The following is an 18596-nucleotide window of genomic DNA, read 5'->3' on the forward strand; positions in this document are numbered from 1 at the left end:
TTTTTCAGAGCTCGCTTACGCGATCAGTCATCCGGCATTTCCGGCGGCTTGGCGGGTTTCGCAGGCTTGGCGGGTTTGGCGTTCTTCGCGCCTTTGGCAGGTTCCGGCGTAGCAGCAACCGGCGCCTGAGCCGCAGCGGCCGCTTCCTTCTCGGCCATCGGCATGGCATCGATGGTGTCGAAGATCTTCTTCAGATCCACCGACTTCGCTTCATCCCCCGACGCCGAGAGTTTGGTCTCGCCGTCCTTGCCCACCAGAAACACTTTCGGATACGCCCCGGCACCGAGCTTCAGCGAGCGCAGCAGCGCCATGGTGTCTTGCTGGCCCATGTCCTTGCCGTCGAGCTGGCCGGACATGTTGAGGATGGTGTAGACCTTGATGTTGCGGTCGGTGACGCCCTTTTTGTTGGCCGGATCCTCCAGCGACTTTTTAAGGGCTACCCACACAGGGTCGACCGTGCTTTGTGCGATCACGATCAGCGGTCGGGCGCGGCCCAGGTCCCCGGCGATGGGCGAATCGTTGTCAGCGGCGAACAAGGGGCCGGCAATCGCCAGCAAGAGTGTCAGGGTCAGTGACCTGATGAGCATGCGCATCTCCTTTTGATATCCACGCTCTAATGATTGCGCATCGTGGCGATTGTTCCGGGACAGCCCGGCAAATATCTTCCGCCTAGTCAGAAGCTTAGGACAGGCGCGACATTGCGCAACATATCCGAGGTGATCGCAACGCGGATTTGATTACCTTTTATGACCACATTAGGGTGGTGGTTCTGCCAATGGAATGGAGTTGACCCGTATGCACATCGATTACCTGTGCGATCACCCCGAATTGATCGAAGAACTGGCCACGCTCAACTTCAAGGAGTGGGGCGAGTTTCGTCCCGGGCAAACCGTCGAACACCGCATCGAACACATGCGCGATTCCTGCGGCAAAGGTGCCGTGCCGAGTGTCGTGGTAGCGCTAGAGGGTTCGCGGCTCCTGGGCGGTGCGCTGCTGATCGAAAACGATTTGAAGCTGCGCCCGAACCTGACGCCTTGGCTGGCCGGGGTTTACGTGAAGGCTGAGGAGCGCGGTCGCGGGATTGCTTCGCAACTGGTCAATCGAGTGGTCGCGGAAGCGACGGCGTTGGGTGTGCGGGAGTTGTATCTGTACACCGACACGTCGCAGTCGCTGTATGCGCGGCTGGGCTGGGAAGTGGTTGAAGAATTGGTCTACGACGAGTTGCCGGTGACGGTGATGAAATACACCACTCGCAATCCCTCATGACAAATAACCTGTAGGAGCTGCCGAAGGCTGCGATCTTTTGATCTTGATCTTAAAAACAAGGATCAAAAGATCGCAGCCTTCGGCAGCTCCTACAGGGGACATTGTCAGCAGGCGTTAAAAAGCCAGTTTGTAACCGATCAGTACCAGCATCGTCGCCAGGCACGGGCGCAGCACTTCATCGGAGATGCGTCCGGTCAGGTGGCTGCCGAGCCAAATGCCTGGCAACGAACCCACCAGCAAGAAGCCCAGCACACTCCAATCCATGTTGCCCATGCTCGCGTGGCCGAGACCTGCGACCAGCGTCAGCGGCACGGCGTGAGCGATTTCAGTGCCGACCAGACGGCGGGTCGGCAGCAGCGGATAGAGAATGAACAGCGCAACAGTGCCGAGGGCGCCTGCACCGATCGAGGTCAGGGCGACCATGGTGCCGAGGATCAGACCGGTGATTACGGTCATCACGTTCAGGCGCGAACCACTCGGGTTGTAGTTGCCACCGGCGCGTTTGTGGGCGAACTCGAGCAAGCGTTTCTTGAAGAAGATCGCCAGCGCCGTGGCGAACAGGACGAAGCCCAGCGCCTGTTTGATGATGGCGTTCATCGCGTCCGGCGCGGTGTGCAGGGTGCTGAGGAACCACAGGGTCATGGCCACCGCCGGCACGCTGCCGAGGGTCAGCCAGCCGGTGATGGCCCAGTCGATGTTTTTATTCTTGCGGTGAACGAGCACGCCACTGGATTTGGTAATGGCGGCGTACAGCAGGTCGGTGCCCACCGCCGTTGCCGGGTTGATGCCGAACCACAACAGGATCGGCGTCATCAACGAACCACCGCCGACACCGGTCATGCCGACAATAAAACCCACCACCAGCCCGGCAATCACCAGGCCGAAATTCGCCAATTCCATTAACACGTCCAGAAAAACGACAGGAAAAATCTGGCCCGCAGCATAGCGATTTTTCTTATAACCACATATATCGATGCGGTCTATCGTTATGCCATATCGAACTCACCACTCTTTCCACTGTGGGAGCGAGCCTGCTCGCGAATACGTTGTGTCAGTCGACACATGAGTTGAATGATCCACCGCATTCGCGAGCAGGCTCGCTCCCACAGGGGTCGTGGGGGTGGCTGATGAATCAATGCACCCGCCGCCCCGGTTTGAAGCTATGGTTTTTGTTGATCCACACCGTGGCCAGTGCGATCAGCGACAGAATCAGCAACGCCCACGGAAACGACATCGCCCCCGCGCGATCCAGCAACAACCCACCAAACAAGCCGCCACCGGCAATCGCCACGTTCCATGAGGTGGTGAGCATCGCCTGCACCACATCGACATGTTCACCGGCCGAATCCGCCGCCGAGGTCAGCAGCAAAGTGGCCGAGCCGCCAAACGACAGCCCCCATACCGCCATGCACATATAAATGACCAGTGGTGACGGCGCTGCCAGCGCCAACACCAATGCGGTCAACGCAAACACCGCAAGGCTGATCAACGTCAGCCAGCGCAGCCAGCGATCCACCAGCACGCCGATGATCCAGATCCCCACCAGCGAACACAGGCCAAACACCAGCAGCACCAGATCAACCCGATCAGCCAGCCCGGCCTGCATCAGAAACGGCGCGATGTAGGTATAGAGAATGTTGTGCCCGAGCATCCACGTCAGCACCACGAACAGCACCGGTCGCACACCCGGCAAACGCATCGATTCGAGCAGCGGCAGACGCTCCTCGCTGGTTTGCCCCGGACGATCCGGCACGGCGATGACAATCCACGCCGCCAGCACCAGAGCCAGCGCCGACATGATCCCGAAAGACGCGCGCCAGCCGATCAGATTGCCCAGCCACGTCCCTGCCGGCGTGCCCAGTGACAGCGCCACCGGCGTACCGAGCATGGCCATCGCCAGCGCCCGCCCCTGCTGATGCACCGGCACGATGCCGCGCGCATAACCGGCCATGATCCCCCACGACAACCCGGCCGCCATCCCGGCGAGGAAGCGCGAGGCCAGGGTCAAACCGTAATGACTGGAAAACGTGGTGACGGTGTTGAACAGCAAAAATCCGCCAACGGTCATCAACAACACCCGCCGCCGTGGCCAGCCGCGCGTGGCCACGGTCAGCGGAATCGCCGCGACAATCGAACCCAGCGCATACAGCGTCACCAGTTGCCCGGCGAGCACTTCACTGACGTTGAGCCCGGCGCCGATTTGCGGCAGCAGCCCGGCGGGCAGGGTTTCGGTGAGGATGGCGATGAACCCGGTCATGGCGAACGCCAGCAACGCGGCATAGGGCAGTTTGTCCACTCGGGCGGTGCGGTCGACGCGAGTGAAATCGGCGCTTGCGGGGTCGGTCATGACGGGTGCAGCTCCTTTTTGATCAATAGTGGCGACGGATTGTATACAAAAACAACTTTCACTATTGGATCAATGTGGGAGCTCCGCACTCATTGCACCGGCAAGAAATTCAGGAACAGCAAACTCTGCGCGTAGTTAAGGCCGATCCGCCGATACCGCTCATCAAGCATCTGCGTGATCAGGTCCAGTCGCGCAACGATTTTGCCGAACTCGGTGGCAAAACTCAGGTTGCTGCCCTCCTCCGAGATCTCGTTGGAAAACAGCAGCGGCTGGCCTTCCTTGTTCTGTCGCTGGGACAAAATCCACGTGGCTTTTTCGATATTGCGAGCAGCGTTGTGAACGAACGTCGGGTTGATCGCATCGGTCATGTAGAACTCGGTGCGATTGCCATGGGCGGTAACGAGCATGCTGCCGATCGCATAGATAAATGCACCGACGCGGTCACCGAGAAACTCCGGGCTCATCGCATAGCTGAGCGCCGCCAGGTCCTTTCGGCCACCCAGCACCGGCAGCGGCTGTTGCTGCTCGATGGCCAGGCGAACCTGTTTCACCGCGGCATGGATGTTGAGAAAACCCGACTTGCGCAGCTCATCCGGGTTGCGCAAGTACAGCTTGCCTTGCAAGCGGTAGAGACTGCTGAGGTTGTCGCGCATCGCCAGCGTGGCCATGCGGTCGACGCTGGTCTGCAGGAACTCCTGCGGCTTCCCTTCACGCATCTGGTTGAAGAAGCCGTTGCCGTCCTGGTGACTGCAACCGCTGAAAAACAGCGTCGACAAACACGCCAGCAACAGGCACGGGCGGCGGAAAAAAACAGCGATCAGGGCAAAAGCTCTCGGCATGAAATCTCGAACGGGCACATTCCTGTGCGGCGGGAGTCACCGCATCCTGGCCATGGATAGAGCCGCCGATTGCGAAAAAGTGCAGTGGTGCATGTGATCAGCCGACCTTCGGCACTTTCCCTTCCGCTAATTAGTCTGTCTTTATTGTTGAAATAAACGATTAATCAGCTATAAATCTTCACTGCGCATACAAATAGCATGACTAGTTATCCTGTAGGAGCTGCCGCAGGCTGCGATCTTTTGATCTTGATTGTCAGAAGCAGGATCAAAAGATCGTCCCAACGCGGCCCGAGCCTTCGGCAGCGCCTACACGGCATCGGCGCCATTTTGAAAACAACAACAAAAAGGAAGGTCAACCATGCTTCAATCCCGTCACCTGCTCTCCGGCCTCGGACTGTCCCTGATGATCGCCACCCTCTCTGCCAACGCGGCCGGCCTCAGCGCCGAACACAAAGCCTTCGGCAAAACCAATGACGGCACGCCCGTCGAGCAATACATCCTGCGTAACAGCCACGGCATGCAAGCCACCGTCATCACCTACGGCGCGACCCTGCAATCGCTGAAAGTGGCCGACAAGCACGGCAAGTTCGACGACGTCGTGCTCGGCTTCGACGATGTGCAGGGCTACCAGAAAGGCACCGCGTACTTCGGCGCGACCATCGGCCGCTTCGGCAATCGCCTCGCCGAGGGCGCGTTCGAACTCGACGGCAAGCGCTATCAAGTGCCGCAGAACGACAAGACCAACGCGCTGCACGGCGGCACGCAGGGCTTCGACAAGAAAGTCTGGAAGGCACAGGAAACCAAGAACAAGGACTCAGTCGGCGTGACCCTGACCTATCTCTCGGCGGACGGTGAAATGGGCTTCCCCGGCAACCTCACCACCGAAGTGACCTATCGCCTCACCGACAACAACGAACTGCGCATCGACTACAAGGCCAGCACCGACAAACCGACCGTGCTCAACCTGACCAACCACAGCTACTTCAACCTCGCCGGCGCCGGCAATGGCGACATCCTCAAACAGGTTGCGACCCTGCACGCCAGCCATTACACCCCGGTCACCGCCAAACTGATCCCGACCGGCGAACTGGCACCCGTGGCGGGCACGCCGATGGACTTCACCAAGCCGACCGCAATCGGCACGCACATCAAGGCGGATCATCCGCAGTTGAAATTTGCCGAGCCGAAACAGGGTGGGTTCGATTTCAACTGGGCGCTGGATACCAAGGGCGATATCGGCAAAGTTGCTACTGAGGTGAGTGACCCGCAGTCCGGTCGCGTCCTGCAGCTGTTCACCACGGAACCGGGTGTGCAGTTCTATACCAGCAACTTCCTCGACGGCACGGTCAAGGGCAAGGGTGGCAAGGTCTATCCGCATTGGGGCGCATTTACCCTGGAGACCCAGCATTATCCGGATTCACCGAATCAGCCCGACTTCCCGAGTACTCGGCTTGATCCGGGGCAGACTTACAGCCACAGCGTGGTATTGAAGTTCTCCGCGAAATAACCTGCCATCACACAATATTGTGGAGAGGGAGCTTGTTCCCTCTCCACAAGTACTTAATCGTGCCCAGGCGTTGATCGCAGCCAACCAGAACTCCCCTCAAACCAGTCAGCTCTGCAGCCACCAATTCAGAAGCGTTTCATCATCTTCGTCATCAATACTTTTATAGATATTGGCGTAATACCATTCGAGCCCCGTTTTCTCGCGAAACCGATCAAAAAACTCATTGATTTTGTCCATGCCGTTGCTTGAAGGCACAGCCAGCGAGAGATTGCCTTCGAAAACGCCATCAAGCGTTCCACCCAGCTCACGGCCAACATCAGTTTCGAGTTGTGCAATGACCTCCTCGGGAATGTAGTCGGCGTAGATATGAATACAAAAATTCCCTCCGCGCTTCAGGACTTCGGCGTGGGTGTTTTTGTTCTTGATCGAGATGACGTCACCTCGAGCCAAATTCAACGCAAGACCAGGTGAAGACAGCAGCTCATAAGTATCCGAGCCCATCGCAATAGCAGGGAGTTCCTCGAATACAGGGCTATCGTCATTTGATACAAACACCTGAATCAGAACAGGCAATTCTTTATCGTCCATATGGCGCTCCACAACTTCCACGTTCGACACATGACATGCCTTCTTTCACGTAACCGCTATTTCCCGCACTCAGGTTACACGATGCGCCCTCAAGATCTACGTTGACATCGGCCAGGTTGCCGCCATTTGAGGTGGCCACATTTTTATGCCCCAAGTGCATGTCATCAGGATTTGTTGAGGTATGCCCGCACCGCCAGCACTTGTAAACGCCCACCGGCTTACTTTTATCGATGAGTTTTTTGCGACATGCCCCCTGCCCTTTTCGACTGCCTCCGCCGACCTTACTCGCAGCGATATCTTGAGGCGAGGCTCCGGCGCCGTCTTTCAGGGCGCGCTTGGATGGCGGTTTCTTCACCAGCCCCAAAAGGTCTACCCATTGGGTTGGGTTAGGCGCGTATTGATGAAGGTTTATGCCACCCATCAGACCTATAGGGTCCTTTGAGATGAAGCGACCTACATGGGGGTCGTAGTACCTGTATCGGTTGTAGTGCAAGCCTGTTTCATGATCATGGTACTGACCTTGGAAACGAATTGGATTGCTCAGCGACCTGCCGGGTCCCACTTTTGAATCTGGCGCAGCCGATTGCCTTGATGACGAACGACCTCACGATGTAGATCATCTCGCTCCAATCAAATTGATGCCCAGACTCACCCAGTCGAGTAGTTCGCGCTGCTTGCTTTTGGCGAGGGTCACAATATCGCCAAGCGCATCAACCAGCGCCATGATGTTGCCGACGACAGGCAGCCGCAGGCTGCGATCTTTTTTGCTTTTTGAACCCCTGCGCTATCCTGCTGCCCACTAAAAGGTATCGACACATTCAGCAAGGAGGTTTGCATGCGTACCCTCGAATTGGCCGGCGTTCAGGTTCCAGTCATCGGTCAGGGCACCTGGCGCATGGGCGAAGACCGCTCGGCGCACCAGCGTGAAGTCGCCGCGCTGCGCACGGGTATCGAGCTGGGCATGACCCTGATCGATACCGCGGAAATGTACGCCGAGGGCGGCGCCGAAACCGTCGTTGGAGAGGCCATCGCCGGCCTGCGCGATCAGGTATTTCTGGTGAGCAAGGTCTACCCGCACAACGCCAGCCGCAAAGGCATCCCGCAAGCTTGCGAGCGCAGCTTGCGGCGGCTCGGCACCGATTACATCGACCTCTATCTGTTGCATTGGCGCGGCCAGTATCCGCTGGAAGAAACCGTCGAGGCGTTCGAACGCCTGCGTGAGGACGGCAAGATCGGCCGTTGGGGCGTGTCGAATTTCGATGTCGATGATCTTGAAGAACTGTCGAGTTCAGCCTGTGCTACCAATCAGGTGCTCTACAACCTCGAAGAGCGCGGTATCGAATTCGACCTGCTGCCGTGGTGCCAACACCAGCGCCTGCCGCTGATGGCCTACTGTCCAATCGGCCAGGGCGGCGCGATGCTGGCTGAACCGGTGCTGAATGAAATTGCCGCTCGTCATGGTGTAACCCCCGCACAGGTTTCGCTGGCGTGGATTCTGCGTCAGGATGGTGTGATTGCGATTCCCAAGGCTGTGCGACCGGAGCACGTGCAACTCAATGCACAAGCCGCGCAACTGCAACTGGAGGTCGGGGATCTGGCGGCGCTGGACCAGGTATTTCAAGCGCCACAACGCAAGCAGCGGCTGGCCATGGTTTGAGCCAGCGGCTGGCGAGGGCTTCGCGATGAGAAGCACTGATCAGTACGACCCATTCAACCTGCAACGTTTTGTCCAGGCCCAGGACCCGGTGTTCGAGCGCGTGCAACGCGAACTCGATGAGGGCCGCAAACGCAGCCACTGGATGTGGTTTGTGTTCCCGCAGTTCGCCGGCCTGGGCGGCAGTGAAATGTCGAGGCGCTACGCCATCGGTTCGGCCGAGGAAGCCCGAGCCTATCTGGCTCACGAGTTGCTCGGTGCGCGCCTGCGTACTTGCACGCAGTTGGTACTGAAGGTGCAACAGCGCTCGATTGCGGAGATTTTCGGCCATCCCGACGATCTGAAGTTTCACTCCTCGATGACCCTGTTCGCCCAGTTTGCCGCTGATGACAGCGTGTTCACGCAAGCACTGGAACGCTACTTCCACGGCATTCTCGATGAATGGACACTGCAACTGCTCGACTCAAAACAAGCCCAGTTGCCCCCCGATCAGGGTTGAGAAATCGTCGTCGACAAACGGCAGAATCGCGTCCGCCACCGGTTGCAGTTGCCGGGTGATGTAGTGGTCGTAATCGATGGCGGCGCGGCGCACTTCCAGCGGCTCCGGCCCGGCCAGGGTGATGACATAGCTGATCCAGCCACCGTTCTGGTATTGGCGCGGCCGGCCATGCCGGGCGTTATAGTCATCGGCCAGCCGCGCCGCACGCACGTGCGGCGGCACGTTGCGTTCGTAATCGTCGAGGGTGCGGCGCAGGCGCTTGCGGTAGACCAGGCGATCGTCGAACTCGCCGGCGAGGGTTTTGCGCACGTAGTCGCGCACGTAATCCTGATAGGGCTTGCGCTGGAAGATCCGCTCGTAGAGTTCCTGCTGGAATTGCCGGGCCAGCAGCGACCAGTCGGTGCGCACGGTTTCCAGGCCTTTGTAGACCATTTCGTCGTTGCCGTCAGCGCGGGTGACGAGGCCGGCATAGCGCTTCTTGCTGCCCTCCTCCGCGCCGCGAATGGTCGGCATCAGAAAGCGTTTGTAGTGAATTTCGAATTGCAGTTCGAGGGCACTTTCCAGGCCATATTCATCCCGCACATGCTCGCGCCACCAATCGTTGACGTGCTTGACCAGCGCATGACCGATGTTCGCCGCTTCTTCCTGTCCGTGCGGGCGACGCAGCCAGACAAACGTTGAATCGGTGTCGCCATAGATCACCGCGTGGCCCTGCTCTTCGATCAACTTGCGCGTGCGCAGCATGATCTCGTGACCGCGCAGAGTGATCGATGAGGCCAGCCGCGTATCGAAAAAGCGGCATCCGCTGGAGCCGAGCACGCCGTAGAAGGCGTTCATGATGATCTTCAGTGCCTGCGACAACGGCGCATTGTGTTCGCGCTTGGCGGTCTCGCGGCCCTCGGCAACGCGCGAGACAATCGAAGGCAGGCAATGCCGGGTGCGCGAGAAACGCGCGCCACGGAAGCCCGGCACCGAGTCGGCGTCATCCGGGTGCTGCAAGCCTTCGATCAGACCGACCGGGTCGATCAGAAAGGTACGAATGATCGATGGATAAAGGCTCTTGTAATCGAGCACCAGCACCGATTCGTACAGGCCCGGTTGCGAGTCCATGACAAACCCACCGGGGCTGGCCTGCGGCGGATTGGTGCCGAGGTTCGGCGCAACAAACCCCTGTCGATGCATCAACGGCATATACAGATGGGTGAACGCCGCCACCGAACCGCCGCTTCTATCCGCCGGCAGTCCGGTGACGCTGGCGCGCTCCAGCAAAAAGGTCAGCAGTTCGGTCTTGGCGAAGATCCGCGTGACCAGTTCGCAGTCCTTGAGGTTGTACTTGGCCAGCGCCGGTTTGTCCTCGGCGAACATGCGGTTGATTTCGTCCATGCGCTGGTACGGGTTGTCGATGGCCTTGCCTTCACCGAGCAGGGTCTGGGCGACGTTTTCCAGACTGAACGAGGGGAAACTCCAGGTCGCCGAACGCAGGGACTCGATGCCATCGATGATCAACCGCCCCGCCGCCGAGGCGAAGTAGTGATTGCGGCTGCCGTGTTCGCGCCATTGCATTTCTTCGCCGCCACGGCCGATCTTCAGCGGCACGCCGAGGCGCCGCGCGTGTTCGTGGAGGATGCGCAAATCGAATTGCACGACGTTCCAGCCGATGATCGCATCGGGATCGTGGCGGGCGAACCAGTCGTTGAGCTTCTTCAGAATGACGGTGCGCGAGTCGCAGTATTCGAGATCGAAATCGACCCTGCTGTCGTCGCCGTTCGGCGCACCGAGCATGTACACCTGACGTTCACCGCAACCTTCCAGGGCGATGGAATACAACTCGCCGGTTTCGGTGGTTTCGATGTCGAGCGAGACCAACCGCAGCTTCGGCCGGTAATCGGGGTCAGGTTTGAGATGGGCGTTAAGCAACACGCCGTCGGCATCGGGCGTGCCGCTGAACCGCACCGGCGCGGTGATGAAGCGCTCCATCAGGTAGCGCTCCGGCGGACGCACGTCGGCCTCGAAGACATCAACACCGTTGCGGTCAAGCGCGGTTTCCAGGCGCATCAACTGGCCGTGTTGCTGGCAATACAGGCCGAGTACCGGGCGATGTTCGAAATCCTGCAGGGCCAAGGGGCGCAGTTCGACATTCTTTTCGTCGTGCAGCAGGCGTTCGGCCGCTTCGCGCTGCTCGGCAGGGATAAACGCCACCGACGGCTGATGCGGCAGGCGCACACGGCGCGGCCCGGCGTCGGTCGCCAGCCAGAACTCGACTTCGGTGCCGGCCGGAGTGTCGCGCCAATGCCGGGTCAGGACGAAGCCCTGCTGTAAATCCACCACTGCGACCTCAGGAATTGAATCAGAGGGGCATTCTACGCGGCATTGCGCGGGATGGCCCTGACGATAAATCGCCACCGGCTGCGGAAAAAACCGGCAAATGACGTTTTTTGCGTGTTATCTGCCGCTTTGCCACCTTGCTCTGCGCGCTTGCGTCTACGATGCTTGGATAACAACGACAACACCTGAGTAACCGCCATGAAGACCGTCGCCCAACTGCTCAAGCTCAAAGATCAGAAAAATCAGGAAGTGCACCAGATCAAACCTGATCACATGGTGCTCGAAGCGCTGATGAAGATGGCCGAAAAAAACGTCGGCGCCTTGCTGGTGGTCGAAGACGATAAGGTGGTCGGCATCATCAGCGAACGCGATTACGCGCGCAAACTGGTGTTGCACGGCCGCTCATCGGTCGGCACGCCGGTGCGCGACATCATGGTGGCGAACGTGATCACCGTCGACACCCATCAAACCGTCGACACCTGCCTGGGCATCATGTCGGACAAACGCCTGCGCCACTTGCCGGTGGTAGAGAACGGCAAGTTGATCGGCTTGCTGTCGATCGGTGACCTGGTCAAGGAAGCAATTGCCGAACAGGCGGAGTTGATCAAGCAGCTGGAGCAGTACATCCGCGGGGAATAAATCCCTCAACATCCCCCAATCCCCTGTGGGAGCGAGCCTGCTCGCGAAAGCGGTCTGTCAGTAAAAAATGTTACGACTGACAAGACGCTTTCGCGAGCAGGCTCGCTCCCACATTTGGTTTTGTGGTGGATTCAGGCGGGCCAATGCCGGGCGAAGACCGGCGCCAGCACCGGGTGCCGATCAATCCGTTGCAACCACGCATAGAAACCCGGTCGCGCCTGACGCAAATGCTCGCGGCTGCCGGCCCAGCGCGTCACCACCGCCGCCAGCACATCCAGTGCCCCCGGTGTTTCGTCATCCAGATACAACTCGGCGGAAAACTGGTCGGCAAACACCTCCCAACTCCAGTGCAAGCGCTCACGCGCACCAGCCATCAGGTTTTGCCGTGACGCTTCATCAGGCATCACCAGCCAGCGCTCCGGATAATCGATGACACCGATCGCTGCGTAACAATTGCTGACGATGTAGACCAGACCACGAATCGCCTGATCACGATCATCCGCCTGGGCAGGCAGCAGGCCTGACTTGGGAAACGTCAGGCCCAGATGAATCAGGATCGCCGCGCTCTCGGTGATGGCGCTGCCATCGGGCAGTTGCAAGGTGGGTATCTGCTTCAGTGGATTGAGCTGGGCCAGCGCCTCGGCGGCTTCGGTGCTGGCTTCGATATCAATGAAGCGGTAAGCGATCTGGCACAGCTCCAGCGCCGCTTCGATGGCGGCGGCGCCTGAGTTTCTGTGCCCGTAGAGCTGGTACATATCCAATCCCCCCGAAAAGGCCATTGCCACAGGGTAGATGGCTGTAGCGTGGGTGTAGAAATAATCTGCCTGTGTATCGGTTTTGGCACGGTTTTCCCATGCACTCGCGACTTGCGAATTCAAACCTCGCAAAACAGCGCTGGCGGTGCCCATCCCGCACCAAGAGCAATCATCGAACGCTATCCGCGTTCTTGTAAGGTGCGATAGCGAACCAAAAGTTCGCGTATCCGAGCTGGCAACAAGGAGTTCACCGCGTGCATCTTCAAACGCTTTGCCCCGCCTCTGTCTTTTTGCATCTACTCGCCCAACGCCAGGTTCAACTGAACAGCGGCGATCGCCTGAACGTTTACTTTATTACCTGAGCCCATCGGCCTAGCTATGTGCTCGGTGCCTTATTGAGCGCCGAAACAGCGAGCTATTTATTTTTTAAATACAACCAAGAAAGCTGTTGCGTGAATGCGCTTTGACTGAACAACAGCGTGATTGTCGAACAATAACTTCAACAACAATTACAACTGCACCAAAAGCGCTCTCGCCACTGCAACTAAGCAGAACTTCAACGCTTGATTTCATTTAAACAAAAACAAGGAACATGCCCTGTGACCCGCTAAAACATTGAGCCGCACCAAATCAGTCCGCCGCGCACCATCTCGTACCCCGGCCGACAACAGAGCAGCCGCTCTATCCCGCTGATCAGCGTGATACCGCGTTCCGTCTGACTCGCCTCTGAAAAAGCCCCGCGCAACGGGGTAATGGAAACTTGTGCGCCGCAGAAAATTCCGCGAGCCAATAAAACTTATATAAATGCGACATGGGTAACACTCATGAAATAACTGCTCTACATTTCGGCAACATCTGGCACAGCGGTTGCAAAACAGAATTCGAGCAATCAACTGTAGGAGCTGCCGCAGGCTGCGTTCTTTCGATTTTGCCTTTAAAGATCAACATCAAAAGACCGCAGCCTGCGACAGCTCCTACATAGAACAGCACCAGGGAATGGCCAATGAACAGCCAAAGTCGATAGCTTTAAGCCAGTAAGTTTGCACAAGCCTTGTTTACCGGATAGTTGAACTATCGGCTTCTGCTCACCTTGAAGAAAGTTGCACCCACCCACTCGAACATCCCCCGGATGTTCGGACGGCACCTTATTGCCCTTCATCAACCCGAGGGAGCTTTAATGAACGATGCGGTAAAGCACAGATCCCTGCCGGGGCCGTTACGGGAAGCGCCGATCCCGCCGGTTTCGGGCAGGCCGGCCTTTAAAGCCAATACCTCGCAACCCGGCGGTCTGAATAAACAGCAGATGGTGTTGCTGGTGGCTGTGTCCGCGCTGATACACGGCGGCGCCTGGTGGTTTCTCCAGCAGTCCAGGACAGAGCCATTGCCAACGCCGCCGCAGATTCCGGAAATGACCGTCGAGCTGACCAGCCCGACACCACCGGCACCGCCGACACCGGAACCGCCACCGCCGCCGCCTCCCCCGCCGGAACCGGAACAACCGGTGGAAGACGAGGACGCGGTCAAGCCACCGCCCAAACCGGTGGAGAAGCCCAAGCCGATCGAAAAACCGAAACCGGTCGAGAAGCCGAAACCGGTGAAAAAGGTCGAGCCGCCAAAAGCTCCGCCCGCTCCGGCACAACCGGCAGCACCTGCTGCGCCGACCACACCGAGCGCGCCACCGGCCCCCGCCGCCGCGCCGGGGCCGGTCAAGGAGTCGGCAGCGATTTCCGGTCTCGCCAGCCTCGGCAACCCGCCGCCGGAGTACCCGTCGCTGGCACTGCGGCGCAACTGGGAAGGCAGCGTGGTGCTGCGCATTCAGGTGCTCGCCAACGGTCGCGCCGGCTCGGTGACGGTGACCAAGTCCAGCGGCAAGCCGCAACTGGATGACGCTGCCGTCGCTGCGGTGAAGAACTGGAAATTCATCCCGGCCAAACGCGGTGACACGCCGATCGACGGCTTCGCCACCCAGACCATCGATTTCAAATTGCCGCAATAACCGAACGCTCAATCAACGCACAACCGAATAACGCAAGCGAGGTGTAACCATGAACGATTTGTCTTCGATGATTGTCCCCGGTGTCCTCTGGGGTCTGGTGCTGTTTTCCGTGGTCAGCTGGGCGATCCTGCTGGTCAAGTCGGCGCAGTACCTGCGGCAGAAAGCGCAGAACAAACAGTTCAGCAAAGCGTTCTGGGGCGCGCCGGATCTGCTCACCGCCGCCGAACACGCCAGCCAGTATCCGGGCTCGCTGGCGCGCATCGCCAGCAGCGGTTTCGAAGCCTTGCTGGTGGAAGAATCGCCGCGCACCACGCAGCAATTGGCGCACACCATCAACCGCTCGGATCGCCTGGAACGCAACCTGCGCCAGCAGATCCAGAAGGAACGCCGCTCGCTGGAAAACGGCCAGGCGATCCTCGCCAGTATCGGCAGTACCGCGCCGTTCATTGGCCTGTTCGGCACCGTGTGGGGAATCATGGAAGCGCTGAAAAGCATCGGCGAAACCGGTTCCGCCAGCCTGGAAGCGGTGGCAGGTCCCATCGGTCACGCGCTGATCGCCACCGGTGTCGGTATCGCCGTCGCAGTGCCGGCGGTGCTGATTTACAACTTCTTCCTGCGCCGTCTGAAGCTCGCCTCGGCAGACATGGATGACTTCGCCCACGACTTCGACGCCCTCGCCTCGCGCAGTGCGTTTTCCATCAGCCGTCAGGCCATCGCCAGCAAAACCACAGCCGCCGTGCGGGAGGCCAGCTGATGTCGTTCTCCACTCAAGACAGCGATGAAGTGCTCAGCGAAATGAACGTCACGCCGCTGGTCGACGTGATGCTCGTGCTGCTGGTGGTGTTCATCGTCACCGCACCGCTGATGACCAACGCGATCAAGGTGAACCTGCCGAAAACCGACGCCGTCGCCCCCGCCGAAAAGAAAGACCCGGTGGTAGTCAGCGTCGATCAGGACGGCAAGTTCTATCTGGCCAAGACCGAACTGGCCCCTGAATCGCTGGAAGCCAGCCTCAAGGAGGTCAAGGCCAAAGACAGCGAGGTGCGCGTGCAGTTGCAGGCCGACTCCGCCGTCAATTACGGCCAGGTGGCCAAGGCCATGGCGTCGATCGAACGCTCGGGCATTACCAAAATATCGGTGATGACCACCCACTGAGTGCGGTGGCGGACGCGCCTTTCGAGACGCGTCCGCCACCGCCCGCTGAATCCTGTCGCAATCAGCCGACCGAAAAAACGCCCTGCGTCTTCGGAGGGGATCGGCTTGCTTGAAGAAAGTGGTTTTCCGCACGCGGTATCACCGAAAGCGGAGCAATGAGGGGCTCACAAGGCCAATTCGATAACGTCTAAAAAGTCGGAAATAACCATGCTGATGAACACTCCACGCTTCACGCTCAAACCCTTGGTGGCCACGATTTCTCGCCACCGTTTTGTTCCGTTGTATCTGGTGGCCATGGGGATGGGCGCCGGCACTGTGCAGGCGGCCGAGGACGACAACGCTAGCGTCCCGGCAGCAGCGGCGGTGGTTGCGCCGACCACGCAACTGCAACGGGTGGAAGTGACCGGTTCGGCGATTCGCCGGGTCGATGCGGAAACGGCGGTGCCGATCACCATTCTCAAGGCCGATGAGCTGCGCAAACAGGGCGTGACCACCACCGCCGAACTGGTGCAGCGCATCACCGGCAGCCAGTCGATCAACAACAGTGCCGGCTCGGTCGGCGCGGCCACGGGTGGTGCTTCGTTCGCCGACATGCGCGGTATCGGCGCGAACAAGACGCTGGTGCTGCTCAACGGGCGGCGCCTGGCCAACAACGCCTTGTCGGGCACCAACTCGGCCGGCGGCGCGGTGGATCTGAACATGATCCCGTTTGCCGCCATCGAGCGTGTGGAAGTGCTGCGTGACGGCGCCTCGGCGCTGTACGGCACCGACGCCATCGGCGGCGTGATCAACTTCATCACCAAAAAATCCCTGACCGACGGCCAATTGACCCTCGGCGGTGAAACCCCGACCCACAGCGGTGGCGGCCAAACCAAAGACATGAGCGCGAGTTGGGGCTACGGCGATCTGCAAGAAGACCGCTTCAACGTCCTCGGCGTGTTCAACTACAACAAACAGCAGAACCTCGACGCCAACGACCGCTCCTTCGCCACCGACTACGCCCCCCGGCGCGGTCTGGATCAGACCTCCGGCACCGCGTTTCCCGGCAACTACAGCCAGAACGGCAACGCCACCAACCCGTTGGCCAACAGCAATTGCAACGGCCCCAACCTGATTGCCCGCGACGGCTTGTGCCGCTACAGCACCCGTGAATTCATCGACCTGGTGCCACAGACCGAGAAGACCTCGTTCTTCGGCAAGACCACCGGAAAACTGGCCGACGATCACAACGTCAATCTCGAATACTTCTGGTCGCGCAACAATAACGCCACGGCGGTCGGCCCTGCGCCGCTGACCGGCCTGAGTCTCGACGGCTCATCGCCCTATTACCCCGGCAACGGCATCACCCCGGCGCCGACCGACTTCGCCCTCGACCCGACCCAACCGGTCGATGTGAACTGGCGTGAAACCGCGGCCGGCCCGCGCGAATCGAAAGACCAGAACACCAGCCAGCGCTTTTTGCTCAGCTTCGATGGTCTGGTCGGCGGCTGGGATTACAACGTCGGCGCCTCGTACAACCAGAACAAAATCGTTTCCAGCGTCACCAGCGGTTATGTCAGCGATCAGGCGATGATCGCCGGTCTGGCCAGCGGTTTGCTCAACCCGTTCGGCCCGCAGTCTGCCGCCGGTCAGCAGTACATCGACAACGCGGCGTACCACGGCGCCTATACCACTGCTGTGGGTCGTGTAGCCGGTTTCGATGGTCGTATCAGTCGTGAAATCGGCGACTGGTTCGGCGCCGGCCCATCCGGTCTGGCGCTGGGCGGCGAGTACCGCAAAGAGAAATTCCATCAGGACTTCGAACAGTTTGCCGGTGACATCCAGAGCCTCGGTATAGACCCGGCCGGCAGCGTCGAAGGCGACCGCAGCGTGAAAGCCGCCTACGCCGAAATCAACGTGCCGGTGCTCGACAGCCTCGAACTGTCCGCCGCCGTGCGTCACGACAAATACAGCGACTTCGGCAGCACCACCAACCCGAAATATTCGTTCCGCTACCAGCCGTTGAAAGAGCTGGTGGTGCGTGGTGCCTACAGCGAAGGCTTCCGTGCGCCGTCGCTGTACGAGCTGTATTCGCCGCGCAGCATCACCTTCACTCAGGGTTACTACAACGACCCGGTGCTGTGTACCGGCGGTGTGGTGCAACCGGGCGGCAACGGCGGCCGCGATTGTGGTCAGCAGTTCCTCAACCAGATTGGCGGCAACGAAGATCTGGCGCCGGAGAAGGCGCGCAACGTGACCCTGGGCTTTGTTTATCAGCCGATCAGCAACCTCTCGGTGGGTCTGGATTTCTGGTGGATTCACATTTCCAACCAGATTCAGCCATTCCCGGAATCCACTGTGTTTGATCAGGCCGGCAGCTACCCGGATCGCTTCGTGCGCAACGCCGACGGCACGCTCAACTACATCGTCACCGGCAACGCCAACCTCGGCATCGTCGAAACCAACGGTGTCGATGTGTCACTCGATTACCGCTTCCCGAACACGCCATACGGTCAATTCGGTCTGGGGCTGCAAGGCACCTATGTTGACGAGTACGACTTCCAGAGCACCATCAAAGGCCCGTTCACCGACAAGGTTGGCGACTTCGAGGGTGACGGCGTGATCGCGCGCTGGAAGCACAACCTCACCGGCAGCTGGACCTTCGGCGCGGCGCGGGCGGCACTGACCAACCGCTTCACCACCGGTTACAACGACTACGATCGCGATACCCACGCGCGCGTGGCGTCGTATTCGGTGTGGGATCTGTCGGCCGGTTACACCTTCAACAAGGTGCTGGATGTCGATGCCGGGATGAAGAACGTGTTCGACCGCAACCCGCCGTTCTCCAACCAGGCCTACAACTTCCAGAGCGGCTACGACCCGCGCTACACCGACCCGCTGGGCCGCACCTTGTTTGCGCGCATGACTTACCACTTCTAACCGGAAACAGAACACATCTCCCCCTGTGGGAGCGAGCCTGCTCGCGAAAGCGGTGGATCAGCAAGAGAGATGTCGGCTGACAAGACGCCTTCGCGAGCAGGCTCGCT

16 protein-coding genes and 1 pseudogene are annotated in these 18596 nt (G+C 59.5%); 9 read left to right on the forward strand and 8 right to left on the reverse strand.

Features of this window, described 5'->3' with window-relative positions; translation table 11 throughout:
- Positions 1 to 23: 23 nt before the first annotated feature.
- Complete coding sequence (locus tag P3G59_RS19010) at positions 24 to 587, reverse strand: DUF4174 domain-containing protein (RefSeq protein WP_277758514.1); 564 nt, start codon at positions 585 to 587, stop codon at positions 24 to 26.
- Positions 588 to 795: 208 nt separating this feature from the next.
- Here P3G59_RS19010 and P3G59_RS19015 point away from each other — a divergent pair, with 208 nt between their 5' ends.
- On the forward strand, positions 796 to 1266 hold the full coding sequence (locus P3G59_RS19015; RefSeq protein ID WP_277758515.1) for a GNAT family N-acetyltransferase: 471 nt from the start codon (positions 796 to 798) through the stop codon (positions 1264 to 1266).
- Between the two features lie 114 nt (positions 1267 to 1380).
- On the opposite strand, the gene P3G59_RS19020 is transcribed toward P3G59_RS19015, so the two are convergent.
- The 3 genes from P3G59_RS19020 to P3G59_RS19030 form a co-directional block, all read right to left on the reverse strand.
- Entirely contained in the window at positions 1381 to 2166 is a 786-nt protein-coding gene (locus tag P3G59_RS19020; protein WP_277758516.1) for a sulfite exporter TauE/SafE family protein, read from the reverse strand.
- Between the two features lie 232 nt (positions 2167 to 2398).
- The gene (locus P3G59_RS19025; protein ID WP_277758517.1) at positions 2399 to 3613 is read right to left on the reverse strand and encodes an MFS transporter; all 1215 of its coding nucleotides are present in this window, start codon (positions 3611 to 3613) and stop codon (positions 2399 to 2401) included.
- A gap of 89 nt (positions 3614 to 3702) precedes the next feature.
- Positions 3703 to 4452 (reverse strand): hypothetical protein, encoded by a 750-nt coding sequence (locus P3G59_RS19030; protein WP_277758518.1) that lies wholly within the window; start codon positions 4450 to 4452, stop codon positions 3703 to 3705.
- Positions 4453 to 4810: 358 nt separating this feature from the next.
- Here P3G59_RS19030 and P3G59_RS19035 point away from each other — a divergent pair, with 358 nt between their 5' ends.
- Positions 4811 to 5959 (forward strand): aldose epimerase family protein, encoded by a 1149-nt coding sequence (locus P3G59_RS19035; protein ID WP_277758519.1) that lies wholly within the window; start codon positions 4811 to 4813, stop codon positions 5957 to 5959.
- 105 nt (positions 5960 to 6064) lie between these two features.
- On the opposite strand, the gene P3G59_RS19040 is transcribed toward P3G59_RS19035, so the two are convergent.
- Positions 6065 to 6547: a DUF4265 domain-containing protein gene (locus P3G59_RS19040; protein WP_277758520.1), complete on the reverse strand. Its 483-nt coding sequence runs from the start codon at positions 6545 to 6547 to the stop codon at positions 6065 to 6067.
- A gap of 349 nt (positions 6548 to 6896) precedes the next feature.
- Positions 6897 to 7091: pseudogene (locus tag P3G59_RS19045) on the reverse strand (RHS repeat-associated core domain-containing protein); the annotation flags it as partial.
- A gap of 291 nt (positions 7092 to 7382) precedes the next feature.
- Between P3G59_RS19045 and P3G59_RS19050 the strand changes: the two are divergent.
- Complete coding sequence (locus P3G59_RS19050) at positions 7383 to 8204, forward strand: aldo/keto reductase (protein ID WP_277758521.1); 822 nt, start codon at positions 7383 to 7385, stop codon at positions 8202 to 8204.
- A gap of 25 nt (positions 8205 to 8229) precedes the next feature.
- Positions 8230 to 8700 (forward strand): DUF1810 domain-containing protein, encoded by a 471-nt coding sequence (locus P3G59_RS19055; protein WP_277758522.1) that lies wholly within the window; start codon positions 8230 to 8232, stop codon positions 8698 to 8700.
- Here P3G59_RS19055 and P3G59_RS19060 read toward each other — a convergent pair.
- Positions 8665 to 11025, reverse strand: coding sequence for a DNA polymerase II (locus P3G59_RS19060; RefSeq protein ID WP_277758523.1), 2361 nt, complete (start codon positions 11023 to 11025; stop codon positions 8665 to 8667). The genes P3G59_RS19055 and P3G59_RS19060 overlap by 36 nt on opposite strands.
- 198 nt (positions 11026 to 11223) lie before the next feature.
- Between P3G59_RS19060 and P3G59_RS19065 the strand changes: the two genes are divergently transcribed.
- Positions 11224 to 11664, forward strand: a complete 441-nt coding sequence (locus tag P3G59_RS19065; protein ID WP_008084932.1) for a CBS domain-containing protein — start codon at positions 11224 to 11226, stop codon at positions 11662 to 11664.
- Positions 11665 to 11795: 131 nt separating this feature from the next.
- Here P3G59_RS19065 and P3G59_RS19070 read toward each other — a convergent pair whose 3' ends face one another.
- On the reverse strand, positions 11796 to 12419 hold the full coding sequence (locus tag P3G59_RS19070) for a glutathione S-transferase N-terminal domain-containing protein (RefSeq protein WP_277758524.1): 624 nt from the start codon (positions 12417 to 12419) through the stop codon (positions 11796 to 11798).
- 1177 nt (positions 12420 to 13596) lie between these two features.
- Between P3G59_RS19070 and P3G59_RS19075 the strand changes: the two genes are divergently transcribed.
- From P3G59_RS19075 to P3G59_RS19090, 4 genes are all read left to right on the forward strand, one after another.
- Positions 13597 to 14415 carry an energy transducer TonB gene (locus tag P3G59_RS19075; RefSeq protein WP_277758525.1) on the forward strand — a complete coding sequence of 273 codons (819 nt, stop codon included), beginning with the start codon at positions 13597 to 13599 and terminating at the stop codon, positions 14413 to 14415.
- A 49-nt stretch (positions 14416 to 14464) separates the two neighbouring features.
- The gene (locus P3G59_RS19080) at positions 14465 to 15169 is read left to right on the forward strand and encodes a MotA/TolQ/ExbB proton channel family protein (RefSeq protein WP_277758526.1); all 705 of its coding nucleotides are present in this window, start codon (positions 14465 to 14467) and stop codon (positions 15167 to 15169) included.
- Positions 15169 to 15570: a biopolymer transporter ExbD gene (locus P3G59_RS19085; RefSeq protein ID WP_093433931.1), complete on the forward strand. Its 402-nt coding sequence runs from the start codon at positions 15169 to 15171 to the stop codon at positions 15568 to 15570. The genes P3G59_RS19080 and P3G59_RS19085 overlap by 1 nt, the downstream gene beginning before the upstream one ends.
- 207 nt (positions 15571 to 15777) lie before the next feature.
- On the forward strand, positions 15778 to 18489 hold the full coding sequence (locus P3G59_RS19090; protein ID WP_277758527.1) for a TonB-dependent receptor: 2712 nt from the start codon (positions 15778 to 15780) through the stop codon (positions 18487 to 18489).
- Positions 18490 to 18596 lie beyond the last annotated feature (107 nt).

The organism is Pseudomonas sp. A34-9, from assembly GCF_029543085.1.
Classification (GTDB): Bacteria; Pseudomonadota; Gammaproteobacteria; order Pseudomonadales; family Pseudomonadaceae; genus Aquipseudomonas.